At 67.9% G+C, this 13395-nt stretch carries 18 protein-coding genes; all 18 read right to left on the reverse strand.

Annotated elements, in window-relative coordinates; translation table 11 throughout:
• Nucleotides 1–163: 163 nt before the first annotated feature.
• Entirely contained in the window at nt 164–1345 is a 1182-nt protein-coding gene (gene metK / locus EIL87_RS07875) for a methionine adenosyltransferase (RefSeq protein ID WP_125089769.1), read from the reverse strand.
• Nucleotides 1346–1398: 53 nt separating this feature from the next.
• Nucleotides 1399–2649 (reverse strand): bifunctional phosphopantothenoylcysteine decarboxylase/phosphopantothenate--cysteine ligase CoaBC, encoded by a 1251-nt coding sequence (gene coaBC, locus EIL87_RS07880; protein WP_233576093.1) that lies wholly within the window; start codon nt 2647–2649, stop codon nt 1399–1401.
• On the reverse strand, nt 2646–2939 hold the full coding sequence (gene rpoZ, locus EIL87_RS07885; RefSeq protein WP_010310991.1) for a DNA-directed RNA polymerase subunit omega: 294 nt from the start codon (nt 2937–2939) through the stop codon (nt 2646–2648). Before rpoZ ends, coaBC begins: the two co-directional genes overlap by 4 nt.
• An 85-nt stretch (nt 2940–3024) precedes the next feature.
• Nucleotides 3025–3627, reverse strand: a complete 603-nt coding sequence (gene gmk / locus EIL87_RS07890; protein WP_125089511.1) for a guanylate kinase — start codon at nt 3625–3627, stop codon at nt 3025–3027.
• Nucleotides 3624–3941 (reverse strand): integration host factor, actinobacterial type, encoded by a 318-nt coding sequence (mihF, locus tag EIL87_RS07895; protein ID WP_093154362.1) that lies wholly within the window; start codon nt 3939–3941, stop codon nt 3624–3626. The genes gmk and mihF overlap by 4 nt, the downstream gene beginning before the upstream one ends.
• Before the next feature lie 521 nt (nt 3942–4462).
• Nucleotides 4463–5758 (reverse strand): hypothetical protein, encoded by a 1296-nt coding sequence (locus EIL87_RS07900; RefSeq protein WP_125089512.1) that lies wholly within the window; start codon nt 5756–5758, stop codon nt 4463–4465.
• Between the two features lie 5 nt (nt 5759–5763).
• A complete protein-coding gene (locus EIL87_RS07905) occupies nt 5764–6069 on the reverse strand; it encodes a type VII secretion target (RefSeq protein ID WP_125089513.1) in 306 nt (101 codons plus the stop codon).
• A 15-nt stretch (nt 6070–6084) separates the two neighbouring features.
• Nucleotides 6085–6501, reverse strand: coding sequence for a YbaB/EbfC family nucleoid-associated protein (locus EIL87_RS26775; protein ID WP_158628607.1), 417 nt, complete (start codon nt 6499–6501; stop codon nt 6085–6087).
• 26 nt (nt 6502–6527) lie between these two features.
• The gene (locus EIL87_RS26780) at nt 6528–7472 is read right to left on the reverse strand and encodes a DUF6346 domain-containing protein (RefSeq protein ID WP_158628608.1); all 945 of its coding nucleotides are present in this window, start codon (nt 7470–7472) and stop codon (nt 6528–6530) included.
• A gap of 49 nt (nt 7473–7521) precedes the next feature.
• Nucleotides 7522–7719, reverse strand: coding sequence for a hypothetical protein (locus tag EIL87_RS07915; RefSeq protein ID WP_125089515.1), 198 nt, complete (start codon nt 7717–7719; stop codon nt 7522–7524).
• Between the two features lie 166 nt (nt 7720–7885).
• Nucleotides 7886–8659 carry an ESX secretion-associated protein EspG gene (locus tag EIL87_RS07920; RefSeq protein ID WP_125089516.1) on the reverse strand — a complete coding sequence of 258 codons (774 nt, stop codon included), beginning with the start codon at nt 8657–8659 and terminating at the stop codon, nt 7886–7888.
• 217 nt (nt 8660–8876) lie between these two features.
• The gene (locus EIL87_RS07925; RefSeq protein ID WP_233576094.1) at nt 8877–9851 is read right to left on the reverse strand and encodes a hypothetical protein; all 975 of its coding nucleotides are present in this window, start codon (nt 9849–9851) and stop codon (nt 8877–8879) included.
• A 266-nt stretch (nt 9852–10117) separates the two neighbouring features.
• Nucleotides 10118–10630: a DUF3558 domain-containing protein gene (locus EIL87_RS07930; RefSeq protein WP_233576123.1), complete on the reverse strand. Its 513-nt coding sequence runs from the start codon at nt 10628–10630 to the stop codon at nt 10118–10120.
• Nucleotides 10631–10696: 66 nt separating this feature from the next.
• Nucleotides 10697–11092 (reverse strand): hypothetical protein, encoded by a 396-nt coding sequence (locus EIL87_RS07935; protein ID WP_125089519.1) that lies wholly within the window; start codon nt 11090–11092, stop codon nt 10697–10699.
• A gap of 438 nt (nt 11093–11530) precedes the next feature.
• Nucleotides 11531–12064, reverse strand: a complete 534-nt coding sequence (locus EIL87_RS07940) for a hypothetical protein (protein WP_125089520.1) — start codon at nt 12062–12064, stop codon at nt 11531–11533.
• Nucleotides 12048–12398: a hypothetical protein gene (locus EIL87_RS07945; protein ID WP_125089521.1), complete on the reverse strand. Its 351-nt coding sequence runs from the start codon at nt 12396–12398 to the stop codon at nt 12048–12050. Before EIL87_RS07945 ends, EIL87_RS07940 begins: the two co-directional genes overlap by 17 nt.
• A 1-nt stretch (nt 12399) precedes the next feature.
• Nucleotides 12400–12699, reverse strand: a complete 300-nt coding sequence (locus EIL87_RS07950) for a hypothetical protein (RefSeq protein WP_125089522.1) — start codon at nt 12697–12699, stop codon at nt 12400–12402.
• Between the two features lie 30 nt (nt 12700–12729).
• The gene (locus EIL87_RS07955; RefSeq protein ID WP_125089523.1) at nt 12730–13395 is read right to left on the reverse strand and encodes a hypothetical protein; all 666 of its coding nucleotides are present in this window, start codon (nt 13393–13395) and stop codon (nt 12730–12732) included.

The raw sequence follows: 13395 nt of genomic DNA on the forward strand, positions 1-13395 counted from the left end.
GCCACACGCAGCGGTCCCGCCCAGAGCAACCACCGACCCACCCAGACCCGACACACGCGGGCGCCCCGTGGCCACCGGTACGTCCGCACTGCTCTGCTCACAAGAGTCGGCGATGCGAAAGGCGCCCCGGAGGAGGTTCCGGGGCGCCTTCTGGGGTGTGGGGTCAGAGGCCTGCGGCGGTCTTGAGGTCTTCGGCTCGGGCGGTGGACTCCCAGGGGAGGTCGACGTCCGTGCGGCCGAAGTGGCCGTAGGCGGCGGTGGCCGAGTACATGGGCCGCAGCAGGTCGAGGTCGCGGATGATGGCGGCCGGGCGGAGGTCGAAGACCTCGTTGACGGCCTTCTGGATCCGGTCCGGGTCGACGGTTTCGGTGCCGAAGGTCTCGATGAACAGGCCCACCGGCGCGGCCTTGCCGATCGCGTAGGCCACCTGGACCTCGATGCGCTTGGCGAGTCCGGCCGCGACGACGTTCTTGGCGACCCAGCGGGTCGCGTACGCGGCGGAGCGGTCGACCTTCGACGGGTCCTTGCCGGAGAACGCGCCGCCGCCGTGGCGGGCCATGCCGCCGTAGGTGTCGACGATGATCTTCCGGCCGGTCAGCCCGGCGTCCCCCATCGGCCCACCGACGACGAACCGCCCGGTCGGGTTGACCAGCAGCCGCGTGTCGGAGGTGCTCAGCTGCAACGTCGAGATCTCCGGCTCGACGACCTGCTCCTTGATGTCCCCGACGAGCTGCCCGTCGAGGTCGACCTCCTCGGCGTGCTGCGTGGACAGCACGACGGTGTCCAGCCGCACGGCCTTCTCGCCGTCGTACTCGATGGTGACCTGGGTCTTGCCGTCAGGCCGCAGGTAGGGCAGCACGCCGTCCTTGCGGACGCGGGTGAGCCGGCGCGACAGGCGGTGGGCCAGCGCGATGGGCAGCGGCATGAGCTCGGGCGTGTCGTCGCAGGCGTAGCCGAACATCAGGCCCTGGTCGCCGGCGCCCTGCTGGGCGATCTCGTCGATGACACCCTCGACACGGGTCTCGTGGGCGGTGTCAACGCCCTGGGCGATGTCGGGCGACTGCGAGCCGATGGCGATGTTGACGCCGCAGGAGTTGCCGTCGAAGCCCTTGGCGGAGGAGTCGTAGCCGATCTCGAGGATCTTGTCCCGCACGATGGAGGGGATGTCGGCGTAGGCGCCGGTGGTGACCTCACCGGCCACGTGCACCTGCCCGGTGGTCACCAGGGTCTCGACCGCGACGCGCGAGCGCGGGTCCTGCGCGAGCAGCGCGTCCAGGACCGAGTCGCTGATCGCGTCGCAGATCTTGTCGGGGTGCCCTTCGGTCACCGACTCGCTGGTGAACAACCGCTGCTGGCTCACGACTCTCCTCAAGTGTGACGGCGTGACGCCGTCAAACACTACTGGTCGGAGAGCCGCCGACTGACCGCGTCCCACAATGTGGACGCCAGCAGGGACTTGGCGCCGAAGGCGATGCGCTCCTCGGTCCCGTCGCCGCCGAGCAACCAGCCGGAGTTGTCCTCGACCTCGAAGGCCATGCCCTCGCCGACGGCGTTCACCACGAGCATGTCGCAGCCCTTGCGCGCCAGCTTGGCCCGCCCGTGGTCGAGCACGGAGGAGGTGGCGTCACCGGTCTCGGCGGCGAACCCGACGATCAACGACGCCGAGATCTTGTCCGCCGCACGGGCTTCGACGATCTCCGCGAGGATGTCCGGGTTCCGGGCCAGCACGACGGGATCCGGGTCCCGTTCGGTCTTCTTGATCTTGTGCTCGGCCTGGTTCACCGGCTTGAAGTCGGCCACGGCCGCCGCCATCACGACGGCGTCCGCCCCATCGGACTCGGCGAGCATCACCGACCGCATCTCCTCGGCGGTCCCGACCCTGATCAGCCGCACCCCGGCCGGCGTGATCAGGTCGGCGGTGTGGGCGGCCACGAGCGTCACGTCAGCGCCGCGGTGGGTGGCGATGCGCGCAAGCGCGTAGCCCTGGCGGCCGGACGAGCGGTTGCCCAGGTAGCGGACGGGGTCGAGCGATTCCCGCGTCCCACCTGCGGAGATGACCACGCGCCGACCTTCGAGGTCCCACGGCAGCGCGGTCGAGGAGGTCAGCAGCAGCCGGGCCAGGTCGACGATCTCGGCCGGGTCGGGCAGCCTCCCCTTGCCGGTGTCCTTGCCGGTCAGCCGCCCGACGTCGGGTTCGGCGACGACGACGCCGCGGTCGCGCAGCGTGGCCACGTTGTGCTGGGTCGCCGGGTGCTCCCACATCTCGGTGTGCATCGCCGGGACCATCAGCACCGGACAGCGCGCGGTCAGCAGCGTGTTGGTGAGCAGGTCGGGCGCCTGCCCGGTGGCCGTGCGGGCCAGCAGGTCAGCGGTGGCGGGGACGACGACCACGAGGTCGGCTTCCTGCCCGAGGCGCACGTGGGGCACCTCGTGCACGTCGGAGAACACGCCGGTTTCCACCGGCTGGCCCGACAGCGCCTCGAAGGTCGCCTTGCCGACGAAGTTCAGCGCCGCCTCGGTCGGCACGACGCGGACGCTGTGGCCGGTCTCGGTGAGCCGGCGCAGCACCTCGCACGCCTTGTAGGCGGCGATGCCACCGCTGACGCCGAGGACCACCCGCGGGCGGCCCTCGGTCGGTCCAGCCGTCACTCGCCTTCGGTGTGCTCGAGCACGCCGGCGTGGATCTCGCGCAGCGCGATCGACAGCGGCTTCTCACGCGGGCCGGGCTCGACCAGCGGGCCGACGTACTCCAGCAGGCCCTCACCCAGCTGCGCGTAGTAGTCGTTGATCTGCCGCGCGCGCTTGGCCGAGTAGATGACCAGCGCGTACTTCGAGCTGACCTGCTCCAGCAGGTCGTCGATCGGCGGGTAGGTGATGCCCTCAACGGTGTTGGTCGACGGGCTGCTGTTGAGCGCAGCCAGCGCGCTAGGGGTGCTCACAGGTGTGGCTCCTGCTCTTAGTAGGTCGCTCGGGCGGACGGGAAGGGACAGGCGGCCCGGGCCGGACCAGCGCCGATGCGGGCGGTCACTTCTCCTGGCCGAGAATCAATCGTACCAATTCGCTGGTCGCGGACTGCAGGTCGGCGTTGACGACCGTCTCGTCGAACTCCGGCTCGGCGGCCAGCTCCTCCCGCGCGGCGGCGAGTCGCTTCTCGACGAGGTCAGCCGGTTCGGTGCCGCGGCCGGTGAGCCGGTCGACCAGCTCCTCCCAGGACGGCGGCAGCAGCATCACCAGCTGCGCGTCCGGCCACGCCTGGCGGACCTGGCGCGCGCCTTGCAGTTCGATCTCCAGCACTGCCGGTGTGCCCGAGGCGATCGCGTCCTCGACGGGCTTGCGCGGCGTCCCGTAGAGGTTGCCCGCGTAGCGGGCGTGCTCGAGCATCTCGCCGTCGGCGATCATCCGCTCGAACTCCTCGGTGGAGACGAAGTGGTAGTGCACTCCGTCGACCTCACCCGGGCGCGGCGGCCTCGTGGTCGCGGACACGCTGAAGTGCACCTCCGGGACCTGCCGGCGCACCTCGTTGAGCACGCTGGACTTGCCGACCCCAGAAGGCCCGGAAACGACGGTGAGCCGAGGCTCGCCCTGGCGGACGGTCCTCGGCTCAGCGCCGGCTTGTGCGTCGATCACTCGCCGCTGAACTCGGTGAGCAGCGCCTTGCGCTGCCGCTCGCCCAGCCCGCGCAGCCGACGGCTGTTGGCGATCTCCAGCCGCTCCATGATCTGCTGCGCACGGACCTTGCCAACGCCGGGAAGGGCCTCGAGCAGGGCGGAGACCTTCATCTTGCCCAAGACCTCGTCGTTGTCGGCGGTCTCCAGGACCTCCGCCAGCGTGGTTCCGCCTCGCTTGAGGCGCTCCTTGAGCTCAGCTCGGGCGCGACGGGCGGCAGCCGCCTTTTCCAGAGCTGCTGCCCGCTGCTCCTCAGTCAGCTGGGGAAGGGCCACCATGTCCTCCGTGATGTGGGGTTTCTCTTGATCGGTGCGGGCGACGGTACCGAGTCCCGAAAAGCGGCTGCCCACGGGGGTCCCGGTTTTGTGGAACGGGTCAGTCCGCCCCACCGCCCTGGCCCTTGTGGTTCTACCCGTACAAGGCGTGCACGAGCACGGGGCCGCTGCAAGTCCTATCAACAAAGCCGCTGAAGTGCACTAATCTCGGCCAAACTTGTCGGAATGTGTCCGATTTCCGCACAGTTGAGCCACGTGAGGGGCATCTCCGCAGGTCACAACGGCGCAAAACGGTCCCCAACCGGACCCCGTTCGAGCGCGTGTTCTATGATAGAAGTTGATCTTGAAGCTTCCACACGGCGGAAGGGGCGGACGCGTCATGCGGCACTCGAGCACTCACCAGGCCCACGCCGCCAGACGCATCCCCGCAAGTGGATCCGCAGCGAGCAGGCTTCGGCACTGGCCAGGCGGGCGCTGACCCGGACCCCTCGGCCCCGCAGGTCAGCGCCCCGCGTGCGCGGTCAGCTACCGCCGGTGTCGGACAGGTCGCCCGACCAGCCCTTCGTACCGCCCTGGCCCGCGGGCGCGCCGCTGCGGTCGTACCCGTCGTAGTACGAGCCGGAGTCCGAGTCGTAGGTCTGCTGGTCGTACTGCACATACCCCAGACCACCACGGATGACCTGGCTTTCGGCGTTGAGCACGTTCGCGGCACGGTCCATGTCGTCGGCGTGGCGTCCGCTGTAGCCGGCGTTCTGAGCCCAGTCCTGACCGCGCTTCCCGACCCCGTTCGTCACTGCCCGACCTGCATCGTCGGCACCGTGCGCCCAGCGGAGCCCGGTCCCCGCGAGGTTGTCCGCGCCCCTGCTCAGACCGGCCGCTGCCTCGGACGTGCGACCAGCGGCCGCTGCCAGGCCGTCCGAGGCCCGCGCCGTGCCACCGGCAGCAGCGCTCAGCGCATCGGAGCCCGCCGAGACCTTGCTCCCCGCCGAGAGCATGCTGCCCGCAGAGGCTGGAGCGGTCGAGGCGGCCTTCGTACCAGCGGCGGTCAAGTCCGCACCGATCTTCGCACCGACCTCGGCCATGTCGTCGAGAACGCGAGCCAGCATCGTGCCCGCCTTGCCGAGCTTGGCGAGCAGCTGGCTGATCTTCGCGGTGATCTTCGCGATCGTCGCGCCCACCCGACCGGCGGCGTAGGCGAGGTAACCCGCCACCGTCGCACCGAAGCTGACCACCGAACCCGCGAGAGCCGCGAGGGCTCCCTTGACCAGTTCAGCGACGATCGCAGCGATGATGTCCCGGACGATCGCCCGACAGGTCGCGACCATCGTGCCCGCGGTGGCGATCGTCGCCGAGGCGCTCCCCGCGCTCATCGCCATGGCCTGCAGCCCCTCGGTGTAGGCCTTCACCTGCTTGGCATAGGCGTCCTTGGCCGGTCCCGACCAACCGCTGGTCTGTTGCTCGGCCCGGCTCGGAAAATCGCCGGCGAGCCCCTGCAAGTCCGCCTTGATCGCCAGCCAGGTGTCCGCGCCTTCCTTGATCACGTTCGGATCGCCGGCGAGGAAGTCGAGCAGTTCACGCAGCGGCGCCAAGTGCTCCATCAACCACCCGACACCCGCTGCCAGCGCGGTGCCGACCGGATCGATCACCGTCACAAGACCGTCGAGAGCGAGAACGCCTGCGCTGGCCGCGAAGTCGCCCCAGTCACCCTGGTTGATCGCGTTGGCCGTGGCCCGTGCGGAGTCAACCGGACCCGCGCCCGCGCTCCAGGAGCTGGAGTCCAAGGACGGCGTTCCGGTGTCGACGAACATCGAGGACATCCAGATCACCACTCGATCTCCGCCAGGCACGAGGCCTGGGCGCTGTCTTCAGCGGTGTAGGCGTTGGCGCAGGCGCCCACGGCCTCACCGAGCTTCTCAGTGCGTTCGGAGAAGGTCCTGAGCTGCTCGACGGCTCGTTCCGATGTGGTACGCGCCTGGAGGGAGAACGCTTGCCCGACCAGACCGAAGGACTCCACGCCGAAGCTCACCGCGTTCCCCTTGTCGGCGGCATCGGAGATCTTGCCTGCGAGCTCTGCCAGGTAGTTGCCGTGGGCGTTCAAGGCTTCGGGCTTGACCGCGAAATGACTCATACCGGGTTCTCCTCGTCAGCGCAGGAACGACTGTGGTGGTTCATCGTCGGAGTCGTCGGCGGGCCTGCGGCTCTCGGCCGCAGCGGCGTCGGGGTCGGCCGGCAGCTGCGAACGCAGGAAGTCGAGCCCGCTCTTCCCCGCCACCGGTTCGACTGCTTCCACCACTCGGCCCGCGATCTTCGCTTGCGCCTCGCCTGCCAGCTGGAGGATCGTTTCCTGCAGTCGTTCGGGACCCCGGCTCAACGCCGTCTTGTCGAGGTGCAGGTCTTCGAGGGCGCCGTTGGCGCTCACGGTCACGGCGACCGCCCCGTCCGGCTCGGCGGCCGTCTCGCTCATCTCCTGCAGGGTCTGCTGAACCTCCTGCGACTGCCGCACCATGTCATCTGCGCGTTGCTGCATCGACGCGAGCCACTGCTCTGGTGACTGCTCCACCGCTCCTGCTCCTTCCCCAGTAGGCACTACGACGTGGCCGCGCCCTCGACGGTTCCGCCTGATCGGTTTCGAGACCTGCCCGTGACCACCAGGAGCCTCTGGCCGAGGGCGCTCACCGCGAGTGGGATCGCTGCCGCCCCCAGCACCCCAGGCCAGTTGGGCGACCCCACCACGAGGACGAGCACGGTCGCGACCAGGCCGACCACGCGCAAGACGTTTCCCCACCGCCTGCACCGCTCCTGCCCGGTCGGCCCGAGCTCGGGAGGCGTCTCGTGGCCGTGGCGCCGGCGGCTCCCAGCCACCCCGGCACCGACTGCGAGGCAGAAGTACCCGAGCAGGATCGTGATGACCGCACATCCTGGAAGCACCGGGGGTGCGGCCGTCGCCACACCGCCGGCAAGCACCAAGGCCCAGCCGACCGGGAACACCAGCGGTTGCCACACCTGCAGCCGCCGCGCACGTCGCCGCCCGGTCCACTGGTCAGCGAAGGGCGAAGGCAGCCACCGCACCTCCACGCCCATGAAGGCGAGACCCAGGAACGGGATCAGCAAGGCCCAGCCGAGGCCCGCGAACGGCTTCGGCGTTTCGACGGTGATCATGTGCCCGCGGTTGTCGACCTCGCGCCACGCGACGGGCGCGGCCTCGCTGCGGTTGCGGGGAGTCATCTCCGAGTGCTTGAAGGAGGCCCTCTCCTGGCTGCCGTCGTCCCAGGTGATCACGGCGTCACACCGCCAGTACCAACCGAACCCGGAAGACCCCACCGGACCGGTTCGCTCGCAGTGCTGGGCTAGTGCGCTTCCTCGCTGGGTGATGGCTCCGTCCGAGGCCAAAGCTCCTGAGGCGACGAAGGCGGTGTAGCACGCGAGCAGGGCGACCAGCCGGACGACCACCTGCCACGCGACGTAGGCGAGACGCCATCCCTTACCGGTGGTCGACCACTTCTCCACCGCAGCCCCGTTCTCACAGCTCACCCACCACCCCGCAGATCTCCTGCCGGCGACCCCACTGGCACTTCCGCGCTCAGCCGTCACGCCGCGCGGTCGCCAACCTCCAGGCGAGGAAGGCCACCCCTACGGCGATCGCGGCGTAGGGCGCGTGGTCCGGCTCGCGGACGAAGACAACTCCGAGGACCACCACGACCACGATGGAGATGGGGGCTTTCCGCCAGTCCCGGTACCCCGGCCGTGCTTCCCTGGGCGTTTCCTCGTCCTGTGCCACGAGCCCATGCCTTCCACCGTCGTTCGATCAACCGGCCAGAACCTAGCAGGCGGTTGCGAGCGCTAGACAGCCTTCACCTCACCCGCGCGGCCACCTGACCGGCGGTTACCCGGTCGCGACGGAGCCCCGGGTACCGGGCACCCGGGGCTCCTGCTGGACCACTCCGTCAGAACGTCTTGGCGAGGTCGTTGACGCGGCCGGCCATGCGCTGCCGGTCGATCGGCGCGATGGTCGTCCACGCCTCGTCGCTGCGGTGGCTGTTCTCGATCATGTACCAGCCCTTGGCGTTGGCGAAGAAGTTGGTGACCATCGGGGCGCGGTGCCGCTTGCCCTGCCCGTCCATGACGGCGTAGCCGACCTGCGCGTAGGCGTTGCGCGCACCACCCGCCATCTCCACGAGCACCTTGGCCTCGTCCCGTCGAACCCCTTGCCGCGCGAGCCCTTCGGCCATCTCGCGGTCGTTTCCGGCCGACTTGGCGGCGGCTTCCATCGCCGAGCTGCGGAGCGATACCCCGCGGCCCGGGCCGGCCTTGACGTCGTCGGGCAGCACGCTGAGGATCGCCCGCACCATCGAGTCCGCCGGCAGCGTCTGCACGGTCACGGCGTCCTCGGTGAGCACGGCCAGGGTGGCGTGGCCGCGGGTGCAGGCCACCATGCCCGCGACGATGCGCTGGCCGCCGTCAGCCGTGCGCTGCCGGAAGTTGATGTCGAAGGCACGCTCGTAGCGGGTGAGCGGCAGCAGGGCGCCCTGGATGTCCTCCTCGCGCATCTCGTTGCCGAAACCCAGTTGCTGCAACTCCCCGCGCGCGCGGGCCTCGACCTGGCGCCGCTCGGTTTCGAGGATGCCGTCGGGCAGGACGTTGAGCACGAGAGGCTTGGTGCCGAGGTTGAAGTACTTCCACGCCTCGTGGAAGCCCTGCTTCGACAGCTCGATCTTCACCGGTTCTCCCCAGCCAGAAAGGGTGGACGGCACAGCCCCGAGAGCGTCCACGATTTGATCTGAGTCGTTCACTGATCCGTCCAGTCTTCAGCCGTTCGGAAGCCTTCGGAGCACGGCCGTCCCCCATGGCCTGAGCACTGAGCGTCCGTGGTGGTGCAAGAGCCAGTGGGCGGCGCCGGAACGGCACCGCCCACTGCCTGATCTGCTATTTCGAGCTTCAGCGCTGGTTGTCCCAGTCACCGAAGACCGGCGGCGCGACCCTCGGCAGGTCCTCGTCGAAGACGCCCTGGTCGCCGACGAGGTAGTCGGGGGTCTCGTGCTCGAGGTCGTCCTCGCCGTTCTGGCCCTGGCCGCGCGCACCCGCGGCACCGGCACCGGCACCACCGCGGCCACCGGCACCACCGGCTCCGCCCACACCGGCACCGGAGGCCCCACCGAGGCCACCCATGCCCGCACGACCACCAGCACCCATACCGGCACCGGCACGTCCGCCGGCACCAGTACCCGAGCCGGCCCCCAGGCCACGACCCGCACAGGCACCACCACGGCCACCGGCACTACCCGCACCAGGCCGCATGCCACCCGCACCCGGCGCACCGGTACGGCCCAGACCCGGGCCACCGGGATACCCAGGCGTGCCCGGACCACCCGGCACACGACCAGTGCCACCGGGGTTCTGGCCCGACCCCGGGCCCCCGCCACCCGGCAGGTTCGCCCAAGCAGCACCCGTCCCAGCGGACCCACCACCGGAAGCGCCACCAGCCCCAGCACCGGAGCCGGCAAGAGAACCGCCACCGCCGCCAGAACCACCAGCCCAAGCACTGGAGGTCGACGCAGGAGACGACGAGCCAACGCCACCGACGCCGGGACCGGGGGTGCCCGTCACAGTGGTCTTCATCCCGCCGTCGGGCGGCGGCGTGAACACGGCACTGCCGGAGACGTTGTTCTGGCTGCTCTCCTGGTAGGTGCTGAAGGCCTGCACGGCTTCCTGCCGGAGCTTCTCGTTGTGCGCCTTCGCGTCCTCAGCGTCGGTGGAACCAGTCCAGAAGCTGTCCCAGCCCTCCTCGATCCAGGAGTCGTCCGGAACGTCCTGCTCTTCACTCTTGCCCGGAATCGAGGATTGGACCTTGGCGAATGCTTCGCCCTGCGAGGTCATCTGCTCAGACTGCAGCTTGGCGCTGTCGGCAGTCACCTCAGTCCACAACACGACTGGCATAGCCTGGTTCTGCATCGCTTCACCAGACTCGGATTGCATGACCGCGCCGACTTGCTTCAGCTTCTCCTCGACCCGGACCTTCAGGTCGCGGAGATACTGGTCTTCGCTGTTCCATGCACGAGATGCGTCGTACGCGGCCTCCGCCCCAGCGCCGCTCTCCACCCACTTGCGCATCTGCGAAAGCTGAGCGCCTTCAAAGCTCGCGGGCTCCAGATGCCTCTGATCGGTCATTCCCTGCCCCCTCAAGCACTGGGAAGATTCTGAACGGCTGCCTCAGCCACCTGCTTGGAAATGTCACACGGATTAGGAGTGCCGGTCCTCGACAAAGTCTCGATCAACAGTGAGCCCTCGTCGGAGACATCAAGCACGAGAATGCAGTTCGTCGGGTTCGTGCCGATCTGCCCAGCTGGGTAACCGGCGACCTCGACGTTCTGAACGTCAGTCATGCCCGCGGAGAAGTCCTGCAACGTCTGGCTCTTGTCGGCAGCCACGAAGGCAGACCAGCCACCGTTCGTGCCTGCCTCACCCGCCTGATAGTTGCAACCAGCCGTCCCGTGCAGGTCATTCGGGCGTGGCGCTTGATCGGCACCAAGGGCGTTTGCCTGTTCAGCGGTCACGACGGAGCACGCATCCGGCACGTCAAGAGACTTCGCCGGGGCCGTACGAGCCGACGTCGACTCAGGCGCAGGGGGCTCCGCTGGAGCAGTAGTTCCAGGGTCAGTAGCGCCACCGCTGCTGGAACAGCCGGCCAGCACAAAGCTGGCAAACAGTGCTCCCGCTGCGAGTCCCTTACGCAACTTTGTCCTCCTTGTGAGTTGGTCTCAGGACCTGAGGCTGTCAGCCGAGTTCTGGTCGTCCGTACGAGTCTGCTGCGCGCTTGCCCGCAGGTTCGCGGCGGTGTCGCGGAAGACTTTCGCCAGCTTCAGATAGTTGTCGGCGTATGCCATGTCGTTACCCGCGCCAACCTGTCCGTACTTGTTCGCAGCTTGGATGCTCACAGGGTCCTTGCCAGGCGCCTTGACCCGCGCCAGGTAGTTGACCTCCTGCTGACGGTCTTCCATCTCTTGAGCCTCGTGCTCAAAGAAGCTTGCTACCTCGTCGACCTTGTCGGGGTCGATCCGCATCGCACCGCCCGCGGACTGCGCTTGAGCAAGAGCAGCCTTGTCCGCCATGCGATCGACCGTCTCTGCGATCTGACCCCACACGTTCGGAAACATCAGCTCGCGCCTCCCTCGCTGCTCACGCTGAACTCCCCTTGTCCACGTGCCGCCGCGATGAGGGCGACGGACATCCACTTGCCAGCGTGGCAAACGTTAGCGCACAGATCCACGCGCGCGTAGCGATGTTGGTCAAAACAGGAACCGGCAAACGAGTGAAATGGGTCTCAGATCATCCACAGGGCCTTCCCCGCCTTGAAGGCCTGTGCTTCAGCCCCTACCGACTGCCCCTACGACACGACGACGGTCCACGCAGATCTCCGGAGAGAGCAGATCGACGGCAGGTCCGATCTCCGCCTCCCCCAGACCTGCATGTCACGCGCACTGCCTCCCCACTGCGAGAGCGAGGCGCCTGCCGAGCGCGCCCCAGCTGCGCAGAAAGAACCAGCAGCTGCGTCCCGGGCACGCCTCCGCTGGGGGCGATCACGAAGAGGGGGCTCACCACTCCAGCAGGTGGCTGATCTCTTCCCAGCGTTTCCTGCGCGCGTCGGTGGCCTTCAGGACTGCGATGCCGAAGAGCACGAGCACGAGCACCGCGATGCTCAGCGTGACGTAGTAGCGCGTCCCACCAGCGGGTTCGGAGGAGCTCAGAGCTCCGACCAAGGTGATCACGCCGACGACACCGTGGAGGAACGCCAGACCGAATTGCCTGTTGAACTTCTTGGCCCACATCCTGTGGCGCTCGCGTGCCCAGTTGAGCTCTCGAGGCGACAAGCCGGCTTTCGGCACGAACGGGCCGTCGCTGGGCGACAACGCCGTCGTCTGCGGATGCGCGAGAACCAGGATGCGGCCCGCGGAACTCGAGATCACACGGACGACGGTCAAGCCGGCGGAGTTCACAGCCATCCCGATATCCGTCAGCGACAGAACCGTGTACTGAGTGGTGTCCAGGTGGTAGCACCCTTTCTCGTCCGTCTCAGCATCCCTCAGCTCCGCGTTGAGCCGGCTCAGGGAATCACCCTTGTCCAGCATTGGCCTGCTTTCCTGCTGAGATCAGGTCGAAGCGCAGCAGCCAGGCCTTCTTCCCGAGCTCGTCGTCCCGATATGCCCAGCCGTACTTGCGGAGCAGCTCGATGATTTCGGGCATCGGAAGCTCCCGGTACTCCAGCCAGTCGATCTCGACTGCCTGCTGGCGCGTTCTCTGCTCCTCCGCTACCTGCTCCAGCTGGGCCAGCTGGCGTGCTCTCCTGCTAGCGCGAACACCGCGAGGAGTACCCAATGCGGTCGCAACAGTGACCACAGCGAAGAAGACCAACGAAGGGACGAAGATCCACAACGCGATGTCGTTGGCGAGATCCTTCGACACGTCACCCTGCCTTCTTCGCGGTACGGACAAAGCGCAGCATCAAACTCCCGTACCGACTGACCTCACCGGTGAATCGGAAACCCTCGCGCTTGGCCAGTTCCTTGATCATGTGGTCGGACAGAGGGTGCGCACGCCAGACCGTGACCTCTACTTGCCCATCACCCGCTCGACGACGGTCCGCCAAGTCCCGCCTCACCGAGGCGACACCGCGCTCCGTGTTCTGGAAACGCGCGACTACGCGTTCAAGCGCCACCCACAGCATCACTGCGGCGAAAAGCAAGCCCCCGATGAGCGTGCCCACACCTGTCAACTCCTCTGCACATCCGAACGGTTACAGGCCTGCAAGCCGGTCCGCGATCGTGGTTCGGGACGGATCGGTGAACGAGATGCTACGAGCGATCCCGTCCAACATCGCAATGTAGTGAGACCAGTCGTCGAGCGACTCGCTCGTGACCCCGACAACTACCAGGTGTTGCCCGCCGGGGACAGGAAAGAGCACCTGCGCCTGCCGAACCCGGCGCTCTTCCTCCTCTGCTCGGGCGCTCAAGGTCACTGGCAGGACGACCTTGACCTCCTCCCCGACGACGGCCGCCTCACCGGCCGGGTAGTCGGCTAAGCCGACCTCGCGTGTCGTTCCCGGCTGCTTGAGCGCGTTCACGAGAACCGGAAGAGGCTGAGTCCCTGACAACGCAGCTTCCTGGACGAGGATGCTGAACTGCGCAACCGCTAGCTTCGAAGGATCAGCTTCCGAGCGGGCTACACAATGCGCGACGTACACAGCGGCTTGCCTGCGGAGCTGGGACAACATCGCTTCCTGCACATACGCCACACGGAGCGGTTCAGTCCCCGAATTATCAGACATGACCGCGGTGGCATTGTCGACGGCACGTCGGAAACGCTCGGCCGGGGCTTCGTCCAGGTCCAGCTCGTGGAATTGATCAGGCACTTTGAACCACAGCGGCGCACCCAGGTCAGAACCTGCCTCCGCAGCCAGCAC

This window comes from Saccharopolyspora rhizosphaerae, assembly GCF_003931915.1.
GTDB classification, from domain to species: Bacteria; Actinomycetota; Actinomycetes; order Mycobacteriales; family Pseudonocardiaceae; genus Saccharopolyspora; species Saccharopolyspora rhizosphaerae.

What these genes read in the sequence shown, in the direction of transcription:
- EIL87_RS07900 (WP_125089512.1), bottom strand. Translation starts at nt 5,758, where the DNA reads ATGTCCTCGATGTTCGTCGACACCGGAACGCCGTCCTTGGACTCCAGC.
- EIL87_RS07935 (WP_125089519.1), bottom strand. Translation starts at nt 11,092, where the DNA reads ATGTTTCCGAACGTGTGGGGTCAGATCGCAGAGACGGTCGATCGCATG.
- EIL87_RS07905 (WP_125089513.1), bottom strand. Translation starts at nt 6,069, where the DNA reads ATGAGTCATTTCGCGGTCAAGCCCGAAGCCTTGAACGCCCACGGCAAC.
- EIL87_RS07940 (WP_125089520.1), bottom strand. Translation starts at nt 12,064, where the DNA reads ATGCTGGACAAGGGTGATTCCCTGAGCCGGCTCAACGCGGAGCTGAGG.